Source organism: Usitatibacter rugosus, assembly GCF_013003965.1.
Taxonomy (GTDB): domain Bacteria; phylum Pseudomonadota; class Gammaproteobacteria; order Burkholderiales; family Usitatibacteraceae; genus Usitatibacter; species Usitatibacter rugosus.
This window is the reverse complement of sequence record NZ_CP053069.1, coordinates 466,810-486,541: the sequence shown is the minus strand read 5'-3', so window position 1 is coordinate 486,541 and position 19,732 is coordinate 466,810. Positions and strand designations below refer to the sequence as shown.

Genomic DNA, 19,732 nt, shown 5'->3' with positions numbered 1-19,732 from the left:
CTGACCCTAATTCGAGAGCTTGGCGAGGACGGCGGGGTCGAGGTCGATGCCGTCGCGGAGCTGGCGCTCCAGCTCGTCGAGCTCCCGTTCGCCAGGAACGAGCACGGGCCGGGCAGGATCGGCGGCCGGCGTGTCGTGGAGGATCGCGGCGAAGTCGTTCATGCGCTCGGCGAGCCACTCGGGCGAGCCCAGGCGCTTGGCGTCGATGAGGATGAAGAAGTGCCCGAGGTTGCCGGGCGCCTCGGGCTGCTCGGACCAGGAGTTCACGTGGTCGAGATAGGCCGCGCCGGAGAGCAGCCCTGCGATCAGGTCGACGAACAGGGCGAGGCCGTAACCCTTGTGGCCACCGATCGGAAGGAGAAAGCCGTCGAGCGCGGCCTTCGCATCCGTGGTCGGTTTGCCGCCCGCATCCGTAGCCCACGTGTCGGGAATGGCCTGCCCCGCCTTCGCCGCGGCACGGATCTTCGCGCGCGCCACGACCGAGAGCGCCATGTCGAGGATGAACGGCCGGCCGCCGGGGTTGGGCACCGCGAATGCGACCGGGCTGTTGCCGAGCTTCGCTTCCTTGCCGCCCGTGGGCGCGATCGTGGTCGAGGCATTGCTGCCGATCACGCTCGCGAAGCCCTGCTCGGCGGCGAGGTACGAATACGGCGCGACGGGGCCGAAGTGGTTGCTGTTCCGCGCGAGGGCCACGCCCACGCCCAGCTCGCGCGCGATCTCCATGGCCGCCTCGAGCGCCTTCATGCCCACCAGAGGGCCGACCCCGTTGTCGCCATCGACGCGCGCGATCGCGGGAGCAACGCGCTCGACGTGGATGGTGGGCCGCGCCTTGATGCCGCCGATGCGGATGCGCTCGCCGTACGACTCGACGCGGCTCACGCCATGCGTGGGAATGCCGAAGAGATCGCCCAGCACCAGGACGCGTGCGGCCAGCGCGGCCGCGCCTTCCTCGAGCCCCAGCGAGACCAGCGCCTTCGTGGCGAGCCGCGAGAGCTCGGCTTCGGAAACGGCCACGCGCTCAGTCGGCCTTGATGTTCGCGGTCTTGATGACCTTGGCCCAGGAATCGCGTTCCTTCTTGATATACGCGGCCAGCTCGGCACGCGTCATCGGCGCAGGCTCCATGCCGTGCTCGCCGAGCTGCCTCTGCACGTCCGGATCCTTCAGCACCTTCACCAGCTCCGCATTGATGCGATCCAGCAGCGCGGGCGGCGTCTTGCCGGGGGCCACGAGCGCGTACCAGTTCACGGCCTCGAAGCCGGGGAAGCCGCTCTCCGCCACGGTCGGCACGTTGGGCAGCGCCGTCATGCGCGTGAGGCCCGACGTCGCGAGCGCGCGGAGCTTCCCGGCCTCGATGTGCGGGCCGGCGGTCGAGAGCGTGGAGAAGTAGCCCGTGACGCGGCCGGCGAGGAGGTCCGTCATGATCGGGCCGCCGCCCTTGTACGGGATGTGCACGATGTCGATGCCCGCGCGCTGCTTCAGGAGCTCGCCCGCGAGGTGCGAGGCCGAGCCGATACCCGTCGAAGCGTAGTTGAGCGAGCCCGGGTCCTTCTTCGCGAGCGCGATGAACTCGCCGAACGTCTTCGCCGGCACGGCCGCGTGCACCACGAACACGTTGGGGAAGACCACGCCCATCGTGAGGGGTGCCAGGTCCTTCTCCGGATCGTAGGGCAGGTTCTTCACGAGGCTGGGCGCCACGGAGAGCGGGCCCACCGAGGAGAGGTGGATCGTGTAGCCGTCCGGCGGCGCGTTGGCCACGAGCTGCGCGGCGAGGTTGCCGCCGGCGCCGGGACGGTTGTCCACGACGACGCTTTGCTTCACGTTGTCCGCGAGCTTCTTGGCGATGATTCGCGCCGAGGCGTCCGTGGCACCGCCGGCCGCGAAGCCCACGATGAGCGTGATCGGCTTCGAGGGCCACGTGTCCTGCGCGAACGCGCCGCCCGCGAGGGCCAGCGCAGCCGCGGCTGCGAAACTGCGAACGATGCGATTCATGTGCGCGCTCCTCATTCCTTGTAGGTGGGATCGAGCCGGTCGCACTGGCGAAGCAGCGCCGGCCACTCCATCACGCCGTAGGGCCGGCGCGTCTGGGGCTGGTAATTCATGTACGTCTCCTGCAGTACCGAGTCGGGCACCGGCCGCAGCTTGGCGCCCGTGGCCATGGCCGCGAGCTGCGAGCGTGCCGTGAGCTCGAGGCGATGCATCCAGTTGAACGCCTCGCCGATCGTCTTGCCCACGGTAAGAAGACCATGGTTGCGCAGGATCAGCGCCTCGCCCATGCCGAGGTCGGCGAGCAGCGAGGCTTCCTCCTTCGAATCGAGCACCACGCCTTGATAGTCGTGATATCCGATCTTCAGGAACCGCATCGAGGTCTGCGTGATCGGCAGCACGCCGACATCCAGCGCCGAGAGCGCCATGCCGGCCCAGGTGTGCGTGTGGATCACGCACGCGACGTCGTGCCGCGCCTTGTGGATGGCGCCGTGGATCACGTAGCCGGCCTTGTTGATGCCGTAGTTCAAGTCGCCGAAGTCGGGCTTGAGGAGGATGTTGCCGTCGATGTCGATCTTGATCAGCGAGGACGCCGTGATCTCCTCGTACATCATCCCGTACGCGTTGATGAGGAACGCACCCTCCTCGCCCGGCACCGCCGCGGAGATGTGGTTCGCCATCATGTCGGACATCTGGTAGTGCGCGACCAGGCGATAGCAGGCGGCGAGGTCGATGCGCGCCTTCCATTCCTGCGGCGTGACGCGGCCCTTCATCGACTGCGAGGGCAGGTGGGCGAGGTTCGACATGGTCTTCTCCTTACTCGGGTGCGATCCCGGGGCGCGGGCGGCGCCGCTCGAGGTGGAAGCGCACGAGCGCCGCGAAGCGGTAGAGCGCGTGCACGAATTTTCCGTAGGGCAGCGTGAGGAAGAGCGCCAGCACCACGCCCAGGTGCACCGCGAGCAGCACGCCCATGGCGCGCGTCTCCCGCAGGAACGTGAGGGCGAGGCCGGTGATGCTCACCAGCAGCAGCAACACGAGGAAGCCTACATCCATACCGTCCTGCCGGGGGTCGACGAGCTCCGGATCGCGCCGCGACTTGATCCAGAGCAGCCCTGCCGGCCCGACGATCAGGCCGATCCCGCCCACGATGCCGAGCACCACCGGCACGCTGCCGAGGGCGTACGGCGCCTTCCATCCGAATCCGTAGTGGTACACCGTGGCCACGCTCGTTGCCGCCAGACACAGCATGAAACCGTAGAACGTGAAGTGGTGGAAGGTCCGGCGCGCGTAGGAGGGTTGTGCGTCCGGGTACGTGCAGCCGTCGCCGCTGCCGCCGTCGAGGTACTTGAGCGTGAACACGTCGTGCAGCGCCTCGGCGAAGGTGCGGGGCTTCACGAACTCGCCGGGCTCCTCGCCGAGATCCGGCCAGAAGCGGATGAACCCCATCACGAACGCGAGCATCACGAAGAGCGATACCGCCGTGAAGAGCCCGGCCATCAGGTTGTGCGGGAGCACCGCGTAGAACGAGCCCTGCGCGTCCGAATACGCCTGGAAGAGCCGCGCGGGATCGGACACCAGCGACGTGAAGATGAACAGGAACGCGATCGACGCCGCGGTGGCGAGGCCGACGACGAGGCCGTTTCGCTCATAGAGCGCGCCCAGGGCCTGCGGCCAGGCGTACTTGCGATACGTCTGCTGGCGGACCTGCGCCAGCACGCGCGGGAAGTTGAGCTGGAATTCGTGCGGCGGCGCGTACTGGCAGGCGTAGAGGCAGGCGCCGCAGTTGTGGCACAGGTTCGCGAGGTAATGCACGTCGCTCTCGGTGAACTCCAGGCGCCGCTGGAGCGCTGGGAACGTGGCGCAGTAACCCTCGCAATAGCGGCAGGCGTTGCAGATCGCGAGCACGCGCTGCGCCTCGCCGATCAGCGCTTCCAGGCGCGGGCTAGCTGCGGACATGGCGTGCCGCCTCCTCGCCCGCGATGCGCCCGAAGGCGGTTCCGATCGCCATGCCGATGCCGGCGATGTAGCCCTTGCCGAGGACGTTGCCCGCCATGATCTCGCCCGCGGCGAAGACGTTGGCACACGGCTTGTCGTCGGCCATGATCATCCGCGCGCGCTCGTCGATCTTCACGCCGAGGTAGGTGAAGGTGATGCCCGGCCGCAACGGGTAGCCGTAGAACGGCGGCGTGTCGATCTTGCGGGCCCAGTGCGTCTTGGGCGGCGTGATGCCCTCGGTGACGCAGTCATCGAAGATCGTGTGATCGAACGTGCCGGGGCGCACCGCATCGTTGAAGCGCCGGACGGTCGCCTCGAGCGCGGCCGGGTCGAGCGTGAGCATTTTCGCCAGCTCCGCGAGCGAGCCCGCCTTCAGCGGCGGGAACACCGGCGGCATGAACTTGCCCATCGATTTCACGTCGATGATCGAGTAGGCGATCTGGTCGGGCTGCTGTGCCACGAGGCGGCCCCAGATCGCGTAGCGCTTGGGCCAGAAGTCCTCGCCCTCGTCGTAGAAGCGCTCGCCGTGCTTGTTGACGACGATGCCGAGCGAGACGCAGTCCACGCGCGTCACGATGCCGCCGTCGAACTTGGGCGAGCGCGCGTCGATCGCGACGCAATGGCCCTGCGTCGGATCGCCGATCGATTTCGCGCCCTTGGCGATCAGCGCCTTCAGCACGCGGCCGGTGTTGTACGGCGTGCCTCGCACGATGAAGTTGTCGGCGGGCGGGCCCCAGGCCTCGCGCAGCCATTCGAGGTTGGACTCGAAGCCGCCGCACGCGATCACCACGGCCTTCGCGTGGATCTTCTCCTCGGCGCCGTTGCGGATCACGGTGGCCGAGCGGAACGTGCCGCCCTCCATCTCGAGGTCGATCACCTCGGTGTCGTACGTGACCTCGACGCCGAGCGCCTGGGCGGAACGGTAGTAGGCGTTCATGAGCGCCTTGCCGCCGCCGAGGAAGAAGGCGTTGGTGCGGGAGACATGCAGCGTGCCGCCGAGCGCGGGCTGGAAGCGCACGCCGTGCTTCGACATCCACGGGCGGCAGCCGGCGGTGTGGCGGATCGCCATGCGCGCGAGCTTCTCGTCGGTTTGCCCGCCGGTGACCTTGAGGAGGTCCTGCCAGTACTCCTCCTCGGGATACGTGTCCGTGAGCACGTCCGCGGGCGCGTCGTGCATGGAGCGGATGTTGCGGGTGTGGCGGCTGTTGCCGCCGCGGAAGTGCTGCGGGGCCCACTCCACCAGGCGCACCGTGGCGCCGGCTTCACGCGCCATCAACGTGGCGCAGAGTGCGGCATTGCCACCGCCGAGAACGAGGATGTCGTAGCTCAATCTCGCGGCGCCACGCGGATCAGTTCCTGGCGACGCCGGCGTCCTTCAGCGATTCGAGCTTCGCGAGGTCCATCCCGGAAACACCGCCCTTCAACGTGCCGAGGTCGACGCCCGAGCCGACCGCCTTCACGACATAGCGCTCGGCGAGCACGAGGCTGAACTCGTTGTCGCCGCCGGTCTTCGAGACCTTCTCGTGGACGACGCGGTTGCCTTCCTTCTTCGTGCGCTCGGCGCCGCGGTCGTCCTCGCGCTCCATGTTCATGGCGCCCATCCACGAGGCGAGCCCGACCATCGCTCCGGCGCCGCCGGCATCGGTCACCTCGAGGCGCACCGACTTGCCGGCGTTGTCGCCGTAGGTCGCCTTGGCCGTCGTGACCATGAGCGTGGAGACGCCGCTGCGTTCCGCGGCGCTCGACGTCTTGGGCAGGCCCGCGAACTTCTCGGGGACGAAGGCCTTCACCTCCTCCACCGACAGCGGCTCGACCTTGCGGCCGCCGGACATCGCCGCGCCCAGCACCTCCATCGCGGCGGCGGCCTGGGCATTCTGGTCGCCGCTCTTGTTCGCGGCTTCCATCTTCTTGTTCGCGATCTCCATCTGCTTGCCCATCGCTTCCAGCTTCGAGGCCGCGACGTTGCTGCGGACCACCGCTTCGGTCGTACCCGGGGAAAGCGACGAGCCGCGCAGGTAGGCGCCGCCCATCAGCGCCGGGCCGCTCGCGAGGCCGACGATCACGTTGGCGATCGCCATCACGACGATGGTGATGATGACCACGATCACCTCGTAGACCACGACCTTGTCGTCGGGCGAGCCCATCAGCTGCTTCAGGCCCAGGTACAGCAGGTAGAACCCGTACAGGGAGACCAGCATGCCGATCAGCCAGCCGATGTACGGCACGATGGTGAAGATGCCGCCCACGAACGCGGCCGTGAACGAGTACGCGGCGACCTTGAAGGCCTGGTGCGGGTTCTTGGTGCCGCCGAAGTTGGGCGCCAGCGCGTCGATGATGAAGCCCACGACGAACACCGACACCACGGCCATGATGATGCGAAGGACCATGCCCAGCACGCCGAACATCAGGAACGAGGCGCCGAAGAACGCCGACATGATGAACATCGTGCCGAGGAAACCGCAGACCGCGGACACGGCCGCGAGCGGCAGCACGTAGCCGACGATGATCTCTTTCTGCGAGGTGCTTTCTGCCTTGATCACCTCCCACTCCGTCTTCGGGGTGAGGAGGATGTTCTTGACCCGGTCGATCAGGTTCATCGCGGACTCCCTGGGGGCTATTTTTCGAGGAATCGAAGTTTACCGGCCCCGGCGTGCGCGGGACAGGGTCTCCTACATATAATGGCCCGCCATGACCGATACCGCCCCGCCCATCATCGAGGTCCGCGACCTGCATTTCGCCTACGGCAAGCGCCCGGTGCTGAGGGGCGTGAACCTGCGCGTGCCGAAGGGCAAGGTGACGGCCATCCTCGGGGCCAGCGGCAGCGGCAAGACCACGTTGTTGCAACTTGTTGCAGGGTCGCTGAAACCCCAGCGCGGGACGGTCGAAGTCTTCGGGAAGGCCGTGCACGAGTTGCCGCAGGAGGCGCTCTACGCCCTGCGCCGCCAGATCGGCATGATGTTCCAGCGCGGCGGCCTTTTCACCGACCTGTCGGTCTTCGACAACATCGCCTTCCCGATGCGCGAGCACACGAGCCTTCCCGAGGATGTGATGCGCGACCTCGTGATCATGAAGCTGCACGCGGTGGGGCTTCGCGGCGTCCACAAGCAGCTTCCCGCGGAGCTCTCCGGCGGCATGGCGCGCCGCGTGGCGCTCGCCCGCGCCACCGCGCTCGATCCCGACCTCATGATCTTCGACGAGCCGTTCGCGGGGCTGGACCCGATCACGCTGAACGTGATCTGCAACCTGATCCGCACGCTGAACGATGCGCTGGGCTCCACGTCCGTCGTGGTCACCTACGACGTGAACGAGGCGCTCAAGCTCGCCGACTACCTCTTCGTGATCGGCGATGGCGTCATCAAGGGTGAAGGCCCCACGGAGGCAATGCTCGCCTCCGAGGATCCCTACGTGCGCCAGTTCCTGCACGCGGAGCCGGACGGCCCGGTGCCGTTCCACATGCCGGCCCGGCGCATCGCCGACGAGCTGGGCCTGCCGTGCTGACCGATTCGCCCCAGGCTTTCCTCGAGGCGCTCGGGCGCGACTCGAGCGGCTTCCTGTCCTACATCGACGTCGAGCGGCGCGTGCGCTTCTGCAACCGCGGCTACGCCGAATGGATGGGCCTCGCTCGCGAGGCGATCCTCGGCCAGCGGCTGCAGGACCTCCACGGCGAGACCGGTTACCGGAATTTCCAGGCCCCGATGGACCGCGCCTTCGGCGGCGAGCGCGTGCACTACGAGCGCCTCGCGCACCGGCCCGACGGCCACGTGGTGTGGATCTCGGTGACGCTCGACCCCTACCGCGACGAGTCCGGGGAGGTCGCCGGCGTCTTCTCGTGCGCGCTGGAAGTGAGCGAGCTGAAGCGCACGCACGACGCGCTCGACCGGGCGCTGCAGGAGCTCGCGAGCCACATGGAGAACACGCCGCTCGCGGTGGTGGAATTCTCCTCGACGATCCACATCCGCCGCTGGTCGCGCCAGGCCGAGGAGATCTTCGGCTGGACGCCGGCCGAGGCGATCGGCTCGCGCCCCACCGACCTGGGCCTGATCCACGAGGACTCGTTCGCCACGATCAAGGCGCAGACGCGGGAGCTGCGCGACGGGACCGCCAAGCGCAACCGCATGCTCGCCAAGAACGTGCGCAAGGACGGCCGCGTCATCTACTGCGAGTGGTACAACTCGGCGTTCTTCGACGTGCACGGCAGCCTGATCTCCATCCTCGGCCTGTGCCAGGACGTGACCGCACGCGTGGAATCGGAGGAGCAGCTTCGCCAGGCCGCGGTGCAGGACGCCCTCACGGGGCTCCCCAACCGCAGCTCGCTCGCCACGCGCCTCGAGCACGCGATCCTGCGGGTGAACCGCGCCGGCGATCGGCTGGCGCTGCTCTTCATCGACCTCGACCGCTTCAAGAAGGTGAACGACACGCTCGGCCACGCGGCCGGCGACGAAGTGCTGCGCCAGGCCGCCGCTCGCATCCGCGCCTGCGTACGCGAGGTGGATACGGTCGCGCGCCTGGGGGGCGACGAATTCGTGGTCCTGCTCGAAACCGACGTGCGGCCGGACACGCCCTCGATCATCGGCGAGCGCATCCGCAGCGCCTTCAACACGCCCTTCCAGTGGAAGTCGACCGACGTGCGCTGCGGGGCGAGCGTCGGCATCTCGCTCTATCCCGACCACACGCGCGACCCCGAGCTCTTGCTCGCCTCCGCCGACGAGGCGATGTACCGCGCCAAGCAAGGCGCCTGAAGCGCCTTCGGGCGATAATGGCGCCGTACCCCAGAAGAACAATCGCGCGCACAGGGTTTCCGAGGAGGTTTTTCATGAAGCGAGCGCTGCTTGCCCTGGTAGCCGCCTTGCTGGCCGCCGCCGCAACCGACGCCAGTGCGTTTTGCGTGATCAACGAGCTGAAGGACAAGTCCGTCGTGGTGACGCAGGAAGAGCACCCCGACTGGAAGCGGCAGGATTCGCGCTTCCAGAAGACGATCGCGCCGGGCCAGAGCGCCTGCTGCGAATTCAAGAACATGGACTGCAATCCCAACGGCCGGCAGAACTCGCTGGTCGGCCTGGAGGTCGTGGTTTCCGCCGACGCGCCGCTCAAGTGCGGTCCGGTCGGCACGCCCGAGAAGGGGCGGCAGGTGAAGCTCTCGGGCGACGGCACGCTTCGCATCGTGCCCAACCCGAAGATGGACAAAGGCAGCACCGCGCCGTACATCGCGCGCGTCTGGACGCACGACAAGCAGGACGTCACCGGCCCCTCGGGCCTTCCCTGTCGCTAGGAGGAAAGATGCTTTACCGTTTCGCGCTGTCCGCGGCGCTCGCGCTCGCGGCGACCGCCGCTTTCGCGCAATCCGACTACCCCTCGAAGTCCGTCACCATGGTGGTGCCGTTCCCGCCCGGCGGCGTGGCCGACATCACGGCACGCCCGGTCGCCGAGGCGATGGGCCGCTACCTCAAGCAGGCCGTGGTCGTGGAGAACAAGGCGGGCGCCGGCGGCGGCGTCGGCATGAGCTATGTCGCGAAGGCCAAGCCCGACGGCTACACGTTGCTGCTGGCGCTCTCCTCGATCTCGATCATTCCCGAGGCCGACAAGATCCTCGGGCGCGATCCCATGTTCACGCTGAAGCAGCTCGTGCCGATCGCGCGCTTCACGGCCGATCCGACCGTGCTCGCGGTTCGCGCGGACAGCCCGTGGAAAAGCGCCAAGGACATGATCGAGGCCGCGAAGAAGGCGCCGGGCAGCATCCCGTACGGCTCCTCGGGCAACTACGGCACGATGCACGTGCCGATGGAGATGCTCACCGCGTCGGCCAACACCAAGATGCTGCACGTGCCGTATACCGGAGCCGGCCCCGCCGTCGTGGCGCTGCTGGGCGGGAGCGTCGATGCGCTCTCGACCGGTCCGTCCTCGGTGATGGGCCAGGTGAAGGCCGGCAAGATCCGCGTGCTGGCGACGTGGGGCGAGAGCCGCCTTGCCGCACTGCCCGAAGTGCCCACGCTGAAGGAGCTGGGCTACGACGCGCAGTTCGCGCAGTGGACCGGCCTCTTCGTGCCCGCGGGCACGCCGCCCGAAGTCATCGCGAAGCTGCGCGAGGCGGCGAAGTTCGTCGTGAACGACGAGACGTTCAAGGGCGCGCTCGGCAAGGTGGACACGCCCGTTCAATACCTCGACGCGCCGCAGTTCCAGGCGTACTGGGATCACGACGCGAAGAAGCTCGCCGAGGCGGTGCAGAAGATCGGGAAGGTGGAATAGATGCGCCGCCTTGCTGCCCTCGGGGCGCTGGCCGCCTCGCTCGCCGCCGTATCGCCCGCCGTCCTCGCCGCCCCCTCGAAGGAGCCCGCACCGAACGCGGCGCTGCAGAAGTTCTTCGACCGCGTGTTCCAGGAAGACCTGAAGGAAAACCCCGAGGTCGCGACGCTGCTTGGAACCGAAGGGATGAACGATCGCATCGCCGACCGCAGCCCCGCGGGCACGGCGCGCCGCAAGGCGACGGTGAAGGCGCGCATCACGGAGCTGAACCGCTTCGATCCCAAGCGCCTGAACACGCAGGACCGCATCTCGCGCGAAGTGATGCTGGATAGCCTCCAGAGGGACGAGCGGCAGAACGCCATCTACGGCGACCTGCCGATGGGCGCCGACAACCTCGATGGCTGGCTGCTGGCCTCGCCCATTCAAGGCGTGCAGGACTGGTGGGCATATCTCGCGAAGGCAGCTCCCACCCGCACCGTGAAGGATTACGAGGATTACCTGAAGCGCATGGCGGGCATTCCCACCGCGCTCGGGTTCGAGACCGAGCGCATGCGCGCGGGCATGAAGAGCGGCTGGATGCCGCCTCGGGGGGCGATGACTACCGTCATCCCGCAGATCGAGGCTTTTGCGAAAGGGGATCCCGAGCAATCGCCGCTCTACGCCCCGTTCAAGGAATTCCCGCAGGCGGTGGGTGAGGCCGACCGCAAGCGGCTCTCCGAGCAGGCGAAGAAGACGATCGCCGAGCGCGTGCAGCCGGCGTTCGCGACCCTGAAGACCTTCGTCGAGAAGGAATACATCCCGGCCACTCCCGAGGCGCTGGGCTTCTCGTCGCGGCCCGCGGGCCCGGCCGGCTACCAGCTCGCGATCGAGGGTTACACCACCACCAACATGACGCCGAAGGAGATCCACGACCTCGGGCTCTCCGAGGTGGCGCGTATTCGCGGCGAGATGGACAAGGTGATGGTCGTCACGGGGTTCAAGGGCGACTTCCCGGCGTTCCTCAAGTTCCTGCGCGAGGACAAGCAGTTCTACTACACCAACGCCGAGGACATGCTGCGCGGCTACCGCGACATCGCGAAGCGCGCGGATGCGGAGCTGCCGCGCTTCTTCGCCGAGCTGCCGCGCCTGCCTTACGGCGTGCGGCCGATGGAGCTGCACGAGGGCGACAACGCGGATCACTATTCGCGCGGCTCGCTCGACGGCACGCGCGCCGGGTTCTACGAGGCGAACGTCCACTTCTTCCAGAAGCACCCGAAGTACGACATGGAGTCCACGCTGCTGCACGAAGCGGTGCCGGGCCATCACCTGCAGATCGCACGCGCCCAGGAGCTGAAGGGCATTCCCGAGTTCCGCCGCGCGGGCAGCTACAACGCCTACCAGGAAGGCTGGGCGCTCTACGCCGAGAGCCTGGGCTACGAGATGGGCTTCTACAAGGATCCCTACCAGCGCTTCGGCGCGCTCTCCAACGAAGCGCTGCGCGCATGCCGCCTCGTCATCGACACGGGGGTGCATGCCTTCGGCTGGACGCGCGAGCAATCGATCAAGTACCTGCTCGACAACTCCGGCGTGTCGGAGAACTTCGCCGCGGCCGAGGTCGACCGCTACATCGTCTGGCCGGGCCAGGCGCTGGGCTACAAGGTGGGTGAATTGAAGATCAAGGCGCTTCGCGCCAAGGCGAGCGCGGCGCTCGGCGACAAGTTCGACATCCGCCGCTTCCACAACGCGATCCTCGACGACGGCGCGCTCCCGCTCACCGTGCTCGAGGCGCGCATCGACGAATGGATTCGCACCGAAAAGGGGAAGAAGAAATGAAACGCACCTGGATCGCCATCGCATTGCTCGCCGCGCTGCCCGTGGCCGCGCAGCAGGACTTCTCGAAGATCGAGATCAAGACGCAGAAGCTCAACGCCAGCACGTACATGCTGACGGGTGCCGGCGGCAACATCGGCGTCTGCGTGGGAGACGACGCGGTGTTCGTGGTCGACGACCAGTACGCGCCCATGGCGCCGAAGATCCAGGCGGCGATCGCGGCCCTCTCGCCCAAGCCGGTGACCTTCATCCTCAACACGCACTGGCACGGCGACCACACGGGCGGCAACGAGACGTTCGGCAAGTCGGGCGCCATCATCGTCGCGCACGAGAACGTCCGCCGCCGCATGAGTAGCGAGCAGTTCATCGCGCTCTTCAACTCGAAGGTCCCGGCCTCGCCCAAAGCGGCGCTGCCGGTCGTCACGTTCACCTCGGACATCGCCTTCGAGCTGAACGGCGAGACGATCCGCGGCGTCCACGTCGCGCGCGCCCACACGGACGGCGACACCATCGTGCATTTCGTGAAGGGCGACGTGGTCCACATGGGCGACACGTTCTTCAACGGCATGTACCCGTTCATCGACGGCTCGAGCGGCGGCACGCCCGAGGGCATCGTCGCGGCGGCCGACAAGGTGCTCGCCATGGTCACGGACAAGACGCAGATCATCCCGGGGCACGGGCCGGTCGCGTCGAAGGCCGACCTCCAGGCCTACCGCGACATGGTCGCCACGACCTCCGGGCGCGTGAAGCAGATGATCAAGGACGGCAAGAAGCTCGAAGAGATCAAGGCCGCGGGCTCCGTGACGGCCGGCTACGAGGAGAAGTTCGGCAAGGGCTTCATCAAGGGCGACAAGTTCGCCGAGATGCTCGCCCAGGGCTACCTGAAGCCGTAAGACAGGCTTGAAAATGTGAACTACGCCACGGCGCGACCCCCGCGCCGCGGTGTAGGGTCGGTCGATGATCGACCTTCCTACCCTGCTGGTCGCCCTCGCGGCCACGGACATGGTCCTGGGCGCAACGCTCTGGATCGGCGCCCGGCGCGGGGTACGGGACGGAATGGCGCAGTGGTTCGGCGCCCTGGGCGTGCGGATCGTCGCGGTCGGCCTCTTTGCCGGCGGCGGAACCGATCCGGCCACCGCGATCGTCGCGGTCGCCCTCCTCGCGCTTTCGATGACGCTGCAGGCCGCCGCCCTCCTCGCTTTCGGAGCCCGGAGCCTTCCGGCCTGGGTCCATAGTGCGGTCCTGGCCGGGATTGGCGTGCCCTTCGCGCTGCTCGCGGGTGACCCGGCGGCGCGCGTCCTGTTCTCGGGCGTCGTGCTCGGCACCGTGATGCTCGTCGTGGCCGGCATCACGCTCCAGCTTCGCGCGCCCGTCTCGCGTCCCACTCGCTTCCTGATGATCGGCGCCTTCGTGCTGGGCGCGGCGATTTTCTACCTGCGCGCGGTGGCTTCCGCTCTCGCCACCGATCCGCTCAAGGGCTTCGTCGACCCGACCGCCTTCCAGTCGCTCACGCTGATGCTGGCCTACGTCGTGGCGCTGGCGACCTCGTGCGGCTTCCTGTTGATGCAGAAGGAGCGCGCCGATGCCGCAGCCGAGCGCCTGGCCTCGATGGACCCGCTGACCGGCGCCTACAACCGCCGCACGTTCCACGAGACGGCCGAGCGCACGCTCGCCCTCGCACGCCGCGCGAACCAGCCGTTGTCGATCATCCTGGTCGACATCGACCACTTCAAGCGCATCAACGAGCGCCACGGCAACCGCATCGGCGACGAGGTGCTGCGCATCCTCGCGGACGTGGTGCGCGACCAGCTTCGCCAGGAAGACCTCCTCGTGCGCTTCGGCGCCGACGAGTTCTGCGTGATGCTGCCGCAGGTTCCGGGGCCGGGCGCCGTCGTCGTGGCCGGCCGCATCCGCAAGGCGGTGTGCGCCGATCCGCTCCGCGTCGACGGCCGCGAGATCCCGGTTACCGTGAGCGCCGGCGTGGCCGCGCGCCTGGACGAAGGCCCCGAGAGCATCGACGGCCTGCTGGGCCGCGCCGAGCAGGCCCTGGAACTCGCGAAGAACCGCGGCCGCAACCGCGTCGTGGCCCTCTCGCTCGGGCGGTCCGTAGCCGCGTAAAATCGCGGCATGCAACTTCTCTACATCGCCGATCCGCTGTGCTCCTGGTGCTATGGCTTCGGCCCGGAGCTGGAAAAACTCCTCGTGGCCCATCCGGAAGCGAAGCTCGAGCTCGTGATGGGGGGCCTGCGCCCCTTCAACACCGACCCGATGAGCGACGCCTTCCGCGACATGCTGCGCGAGCACTGGAAGCACGTGGCCGAGGCGAGCGGGCTCGCCTTCTCCGAGGCCGTCTTCGATACGCCCGGCTTCATCTACGACACCGAGCCGCCCTGCCGCGCGGTGGTCACCGGCCGCACGATCGACGCCTCGCGCTCGCTCGCGCTGATGAAGGCGATCCAGGGCGCGTTCTATCGCGAGGGCCAGGACGTTACGAAGCCGGAGGTCCTGGCGGACCTCGCGGCGGGCGTGGGCTATGACCGCGCCGAATTCCTCGCCGCCCTGGAAAGCGACGACATGAGGAACGAGACGCGGCTGGACTTCACGACGGCGCAGTCGCTGGGCGTCACCGGATTTCCCACGGTGGGCGTCGCGTACGACAAGCAGCTCTATCTCGTGACGTCGGGATTCGTCACCGTGGATGTGCTGGAGGAGCGGCTCGTGGAGATCGCTAGGCTGGCGCGCGAGCGCGCCGTGGAAAAAGCCTAAAGAAAACCTTGAACCACGGAGGCACGGAGACACGGAGGGCCACGGAGGAATTCTTGAATGGACGGGAAATGCGCGATCGGTGTGATGCACGATGGCCCCCACTACACGTTCAAGATTTCCTCCGTGGCCCTCCGTGTCTCCGTGCCTCCGTGGTTCAAGGGTTACCGGGTGGGGTCCAAGCCTCCCCAGTAAAAGCCTTCCCGTAACTTGCCAGTGTCCTCCCAGGCCCAATCCGGACTAGGATTGTCGTTCGCTGGCCCTTCGAGCCGGCTCCGGAGGAGTCCACCATGAGCAACAATCGCCGCGATTTCCTGAACGCCGGCGCCGCCCTCGGCGCCGCCACGGTCGCCGCCTGCGCCGCGCCCGGCACCAGCACCGCCCAGTCCGACAAGATCCTGTTCGCGCCCAAGCCCGCGCTGATCCCGGTGATGGGCAGCGACCAGCAGTTCCAGGTGCGCCGCATCTATTGCGTCGGCCGCAACTACGCCGCCCATGCCCGCGAGATGGGGTCCGATCCCACGCGCGAGCCGCCGTTCTTCTTCCAGAAGCCCACGGATGCCATTCAAGTGGTCGCGCCGGGGCAGACCGTCGACCACCCGTATCCGCCGATCACGAAGAACTACCACTACGAGATCGAGCTGGTCGCCTGCCTCAAGGGCGGCGGCAAGGACATCCCCACGGCGAAGGCGCTCGACATCGTCTACGGCTATGCGACCGGCCTCGACATGACCCGGCGCGACCTGCAGCGCGCGATGGGCGACCAGAAGAAGCCGTGGGAAGTGGGCAAGAGCTTCGACAAGTCGGCCGTCATCACGCACATCCACCCGGTCGCGATGACGGGGCACCTCGACAAGGGCGCGATCTGGCTCAAGGTGAACGGCGCGGTGAAGCAGAACGCGAACCTGAACCAGATGACGTGGAACGTGGCCGAGCAGATCGCCAACCTCTCGACGTTCTACGAGCTCTTCCCCGGCGACATCATCTACACCGGCACGCCCGAGAACGTGGGCCCCGTCGTGAAGGGCGACCTGATGACCGGCCACGTGGACGGCATCTACGACCTGAGCGCGAAGGTGGTCTGACCATCCGGCTCGTTGCCGCTTCGCTGTTGATTTTCTGCGGGCTCGCCTCTGGCGGGCCCGCAGCGCTTTCACAGGCGCAGCGCGCGCAGGACTTCGACGCGATGGCCCTCGCGATCGAGAAGGACTACGCGTACCTCGAGTCGAGCGACCGGTGGCGCTCGCTTCGCGCTCCGTGGCGGAAGAAGGCGCTCGCGGCCAAGACGCCTGCGCAGCTCGCGGCCGCCTTCGAAGGCGCGCTCTCCGAGCTGCACGACGACAACGTCTTCCTCTCGGGCGACGGGCTTCCCGTGGCGCGGCGCGTTCCCTCCGAGACGGACGTCTGGGCCGCGTGGTCGGGCGAGCGGGCCATGATCACCGCCGTGCGCGCCTCGAGCGTCGCGGATGTCGCGGGCCTCCATCCCGGGCAGCAGGTCGTGAGCGTGCAAGGGGTGGCGGTGGATCGCGTCGTGCGCGAGAAGGTGGCCGGGCGCGGTGGCGATGGGGCGCGCGACTGGGCACTGCGCCACGCGCTGGCCGGGCCGCGGGCCGGATCCTACGTCCTCGGCGTGCGCGACGAGGGCGGGCCGCTCAAGGTGCTGGAGGTGACGCGCGCGCCGGAGTCGAACAACGGCGCGCCGATCCTCGCGCGGAAGGTCGGGGAGGGCCGCGACATCGCCTACCTGCGCTTGAAGAACACGCTCGCCGACGAGGGCCTCGTGATGCACTTCGACGCCGCGCTGGCGCAGATGAAGGACGCGCGCGCGGTGATCCTCGACCTGCGCAGCACCGAAGGCGGTGGATCGGAGGACGTGGTGCGTTCGATCCTCGGGCGCTTCGTCGCGGCGGAATCGCCGTGGCAGGTTCGCGAGTCGCGCGGCAAGCGCTCCGAGCCCGATCGCGTCACGCCACGCGGCACACCCTTCACCGGTCCCCTCGTGGTGCTCGTGGACCGCTGGACCGCGGGCGAAGGCGAGGCACTTGCCGCCGGGCTCGACGCCGTGGCCAACGCGACGCTCATCGGAACCTCGATGGCCGGCCTTCGTGGACGCGCGCGCGAGGTGATGCTGCCGAACTCCGGCTGGCGCCTGCGCTTTCCGGCGGAGCGCGTCCGCCACGTGAACGGCACGCCGCGCGAATCGCTGCGGCCCGACATCGAGGTGGATCTCGTCCACCCGAGCGGCGGCCCGGGCGATCCCATCCTCTACCAGGCCCTCAAGCTCCTGGAAAAGAAATGAATAAAGGGGTCAGACCACTTCATTGCGAACGACAAGCAATGAAGTGGTCTGACCCCTTTATTCACTTCTTGATTTTGGCCTGGACGCGGGCGTCGAAGCGCTCGACGTTGACGACCACGCGCTCGTGGGTGCCTTCGCCGATCAGCTCGCGCTCGTCGTCGCAGCGCACGCGGAAGAAGATGGTGCGGCCTTCGACCTTGAGCACCTCGGCGGTGGCGCGCACCTTCATGCCGACGGGCGTGGCCGCGACGTGCGTCACGTCGAGGTGCGTGCCGAGGCTCTGGTGGTGCTCCGGAAGCGACTGCTCCACGGCGGCGAGCGCGGCCGCCTCGATGAGGTTGATCATCACGGGCGTGGCGAGGACGTGGATGCGCCCGCTGCCGATGCGCGGGGCGGTGTGCTGCTCGCCGACAATGAGCTCGGCGGTGCCGGTGAGCCCGGCGGGAAGGTCGAGGACGAGGGCCATGCCCGCATCATAGCGGTTACGATTCGCCCATGGTCTCCATCGTCCCCGCACAAATCTCCTTCACGGCCCAGGGCACGCCGTACTCCGAGACGTTCAGCGACGTCTACTTCTCGGAAGCCGGCGGCCTCGCGCAGGCCCGCCACGTCTTCCTCGGCGGCAACGGATTGCCCGAACGCTGGAGCGGACGCGAGCAATTCACGATCCTCGAGACCGGCTTCGGCGCCGGGCTCAACTTCCTCGCCGCGTGGCATGCGATGCGCGCCGATCCGAACCGCCCGAAGCGCCTGCATTTCATCTCGGTCGAGCGCAATCCGCTCCTGCACGACGATCTGCTGAAGGTGCACGCGCCGTGGACCGAGCTGGCACCCCTGGTGCAGGGCCTGGGCCGCGCGTGGCCTCCGCCCATCGCGGGCTTCCACCGCATGCACTTCGACGGCGGGCAGGTGATCCTCACGCTGCTCCTTGGCGAAGCGCGCGATCTCCTTCCGCAACTGGTGGCGCGCGTCGATGCCTTCTTCCTCGATGGCTTCGCACCCGCGAAGAACCCGGAGATCTGGTCGCCGGAGATGGTGCGCGAGCTGGCTCGTCTCGCCGCACCGGGTGCCACGTTCGCCACATGGACGGTGGCGGGCGGCGTACGAAGCGCGCTCTCCGACGCGGGCTTCGCCGTCGAGAAGCGCGACGGCTTCGGCTTCAAGCGCGAGATGCTCGCGGGCACGTGGAAGGAACCCGCGAAGGCGGAGAGCACGCCCGACCGCCGTGCCATCGTCATCGGTGCGGGCATCGCGGGCACCGCGTGCGCCGAACGCCTCGGCGGCCGCGGCTGGAACGTGACACTCATCGACGCCCGCTCCGAGCGCGATGCCGGCGCCGTGGGCCTCGTGCGTCCCATCGCGAATCTCCGGGACGCGACCAACGCCCGTATCTCGCGCAGCGCCTTCCTCTACGCATTGCAGCACTACGGCACGCTGCAGCACGATGGCTATCACCTGCAATGGGACCGCTGCGGCACGCTGCAGCTCGCCGTGGACGACGACGAGGCCGCGAGGCTGAAGGCCATCGCCGAGTCGCACGGCTATCCGCCGGACTTCCTCGCCTTCGTCGATCGCGAAGCCGCGAGCCGCATCGCCGGCCGCGACGTACCGCGCGCGGGCTGGTGGTTCCCGTCCGGTTCGTGGGTGTCGCTGCAGAGCCTTGCGATCGCGAGCCTCGCGCGCGTGGGCGAGCGGGTCACGGCAATGCGCGGCCGCGGCGTGTCGCGCATCGAACGAGAAGGCACGGACTGGAGAGCGTTGGATGCGGAAGGCCGCGTGATCGCGGAAGCGCCCGTCATGATCCTCGCGAACGCCGTCGATGCGAAACGCCTCGCGCCCGAATCGCGCGTCGTCCTGAATCGCGTGCGGGGACAGCTCACCTACCTGCCGCCCAGCCCGTCGAGAGACCTGGGCGTGATCGTCTCGGGCAACGGCTACATCGCGCCGCTGCCCGACGGAGGCCACGCCCTCGGTGCGACGTACCAGCACGACGACAACGATATCGACGTTCGAGCGGCCGACCATCGCGAGAACCTCGAGCGCGCCGAATCGATGCTGCCCGGATTCACGGCGGGCGTTCATCCGATGGGCCTCGAGGGCTGGACGGGCTTCCGCGCCACAGTGCCCGATCGACTGCCCATCTTCGGAGCGACGGAGACTCCGGCCCTGCACCTGGCCACCGGCCTGGGCTCTCGCGGCCTCCTGTGGTCACCGCTCGGCGCCGAGATCATTGCCTCGGATCTCGAAGGCGAGCCTTCGCCCCTGCCCCGCGACTTGCGTGGCGCGCTCTCGCCGAAGCGCTTCCTGTCCTGAATCGGGGTCTGATCCTGGTTCGTCTAGGCCTTCTCGATCCCCCGCAGCGCGTAGGACAGTCCACTGAGGACAATCCACGCCGCAAGCAGGGCGGCGATGATCGTGGGTGCCGTCGGCCCGGCCACCAGCATGTAGGTGACGCCCGCGCCGACGAAACAGGCGGAGCCCGCGACGCCGAGCCCATTCGTCCTGGCGTCGAACCGCAGCGCCTTCGCGCAGTGCGGGCATTGGAACTTCGAAAACCAGTGCGCCACCGGATTGGCGATCACGGCGCCGCCGCAATGGGGGCATTTCAGCGGGGGTTCGGAGGAATTCAACGAGGTCACGAT

The 19,732-nt window shown here is 68.1% G+C and carries 19 protein-coding genes; 11 read left to right on the top strand and 8 right to left on the bottom strand.

Annotated features, from left to right (window positions below):
- Positions 1–6: 6 nt before the first annotated feature.
- Genes DSM104443_RS02530 through DSM104443_RS02505 form a run of 6 tightly spaced genes read right to left on the bottom strand, consistent with a single transcriptional unit; the run spans position 7 to position 6,576 of the window.
- On the bottom strand, positions 7–1,014 hold the full coding sequence (locus tag DSM104443_RS02530) for an Ldh family oxidoreductase (protein ID WP_212756906.1): 1,008 nt from the start codon (positions 1,012–1,014) through the stop codon (positions 7–9).
- A gap of 4 nt (positions 1,015–1,018) precedes the next feature.
- Positions 1,019–1,990, bottom strand: a complete 972-nt coding sequence (locus DSM104443_RS02525) for a Bug family tripartite tricarboxylate transporter substrate binding protein (protein WP_171089138.1) — start codon at positions 1,988–1,990, stop codon at positions 1,019–1,021.
- Positions 1,991–2,001: 11 nt separating this feature from the next.
- Positions 2,002–2,790 carry a class II aldolase/adducin family protein gene (locus DSM104443_RS02520; protein ID WP_171089137.1) on the bottom strand — a complete coding sequence of 263 codons (789 nt, stop codon included), beginning with the start codon at positions 2,788–2,790 and terminating at the stop codon, positions 2,002–2,004.
- 10 nt (positions 2,791–2,800) lie between these two features.
- Entirely contained in the window at positions 2,801–3,940 is a 1,140-nt protein-coding gene (gene tcuB / locus DSM104443_RS02515; protein WP_171089136.1) for a tricarballylate utilization 4Fe-4S protein TcuB, read from the bottom strand.
- Positions 3,927–5,309 (bottom strand): FAD-dependent tricarballylate dehydrogenase TcuA, encoded by a 1,383-nt coding sequence (gene tcuA / locus DSM104443_RS02510; protein ID WP_171089135.1) that lies wholly within the window; start codon positions 5,307–5,309, stop codon positions 3,927–3,929. Before tcuA ends, tcuB begins: the two co-directional genes overlap by 14 nt.
- Before the next feature lie 19 nt (positions 5,310–5,328).
- Positions 5,329–6,576, bottom strand: a complete 1,248-nt coding sequence (locus DSM104443_RS02505; RefSeq protein WP_171089134.1) for a Yip1 family protein — start codon at positions 6,574–6,576, stop codon at positions 5,329–5,331.
- A 91-nt stretch (positions 6,577–6,667) separates the two neighbouring features.
- On the opposite strand from DSM104443_RS02505, the gene DSM104443_RS02500 reads away from it, so the two are divergent.
- The 10 genes from DSM104443_RS02500 to DSM104443_RS02455 all read left to right on the top strand — a co-directional run bounded on the left by DSM104443_RS02500 (position 6,668) and on the right by DSM104443_RS02455 (position 17,090).
- Positions 6,668–7,477 (top strand): ABC transporter ATP-binding protein, encoded by an 810-nt coding sequence (locus tag DSM104443_RS02500; protein WP_171089133.1) that lies wholly within the window; start codon positions 6,668–6,670, stop codon positions 7,475–7,477.
- Entirely contained in the window at positions 7,471–8,718 is a 1,248-nt protein-coding gene (locus DSM104443_RS02495) for a diguanylate cyclase domain-containing protein (RefSeq protein WP_171089132.1), read from the top strand. Before DSM104443_RS02500 ends, DSM104443_RS02495 begins: the two co-directional genes overlap by 7 nt.
- A 74-nt stretch (positions 8,719–8,792) precedes the next feature.
- Entirely contained in the window at positions 8,793–9,248 is a 456-nt protein-coding gene (locus tag DSM104443_RS02490; RefSeq protein WP_171089124.1) for a hypothetical protein, read from the top strand.
- A gap of 8 nt (positions 9,249–9,256) precedes the next feature.
- The gene (locus tag DSM104443_RS02485) at positions 9,257–10,222 is read left to right on the top strand and encodes a tripartite tricarboxylate transporter substrate binding protein (RefSeq protein ID WP_171089123.1); all 966 of its coding nucleotides are present in this window, start codon (positions 9,257–9,259) and stop codon (positions 10,220–10,222) included.
- Positions 10,223–12,031: a DUF885 domain-containing protein gene (locus DSM104443_RS02480; RefSeq protein ID WP_171089122.1), complete on the top strand. Its 1,809-nt coding sequence runs from the start codon at positions 10,223–10,225 to the stop codon at positions 12,029–12,031. It abuts the gene before it with no gap.
- A complete protein-coding gene (locus DSM104443_RS02475) occupies positions 12,028–12,921 on the top strand; it encodes an MBL fold metallo-hydrolase (protein ID WP_171089121.1) in 894 nt (297 codons plus the stop codon). The genes DSM104443_RS02480 and DSM104443_RS02475 overlap by 4 nt, the downstream gene beginning before the upstream one ends.
- Before the next feature lie 64 nt (positions 12,922–12,985).
- Positions 12,986–14,146 carry a GGDEF domain-containing protein gene (locus DSM104443_RS02470; RefSeq protein ID WP_171089119.1) on the top strand — a complete coding sequence of 387 codons (1,161 nt, stop codon included), beginning with the start codon at positions 12,986–12,988 and terminating at the stop codon, positions 14,144–14,146.
- Positions 14,147–14,155: 9 nt separating this feature from the next.
- Positions 14,156–14,794: a DsbA family protein gene (locus tag DSM104443_RS02465; protein WP_171089117.1), complete on the top strand. Its 639-nt coding sequence runs from the start codon at positions 14,156–14,158 to the stop codon at positions 14,792–14,794.
- A gap of 287 nt (positions 14,795–15,081) precedes the next feature.
- Positions 15,082–15,876 (top strand): fumarylacetoacetate hydrolase family protein, encoded by a 795-nt coding sequence (locus DSM104443_RS02460; protein ID WP_171089114.1) that lies wholly within the window; start codon positions 15,082–15,084, stop codon positions 15,874–15,876.
- Between the two features lie 101 nt (positions 15,877–15,977).
- Positions 15,978–17,090, top strand: a complete 1,113-nt coding sequence (locus DSM104443_RS02455; RefSeq protein WP_171089112.1) for a S41 family peptidase — start codon at positions 15,978–15,980, stop codon at positions 17,088–17,090.
- Between the two features lie 61 nt (positions 17,091–17,151).
- On the opposite strand, the gene DSM104443_RS02450 is transcribed toward DSM104443_RS02455, so the two are convergent.
- On the bottom strand, positions 17,152–17,556 hold the full coding sequence (locus DSM104443_RS02450; RefSeq protein ID WP_171089110.1) for a thioesterase family protein: 405 nt from the start codon (positions 17,554–17,556) through the stop codon (positions 17,152–17,154).
- Positions 17,557–17,585: 29 nt separating this feature from the next.
- On the opposite strand from DSM104443_RS02450, the gene mnmC reads away from it, so the two are divergent.
- Positions 17,586–19,403, top strand: a complete 1,818-nt coding sequence (mnmC, locus tag DSM104443_RS02445) for a bifunctional tRNA (5-methylaminomethyl-2-thiouridine)(34)-methyltransferase MnmC2/FAD-dependent 5-carboxymethylaminomethyl-2-thiouridine(34) oxidoreductase MnmC1 (RefSeq protein ID WP_171089109.1) — start codon at positions 17,586–17,588, stop codon at positions 19,401–19,403.
- 23 nt (positions 19,404–19,426) lie between these two features.
- On the opposite strand, the gene DSM104443_RS02440 is transcribed toward mnmC, so the two are convergent.
- Positions 19,427–19,672, bottom strand: coding sequence for a hypothetical protein (locus DSM104443_RS02440; RefSeq protein WP_171089106.1), 246 nt, complete (start codon positions 19,670–19,672; stop codon positions 19,427–19,429).
- Positions 19,673–19,732 lie beyond the last annotated feature (60 nt).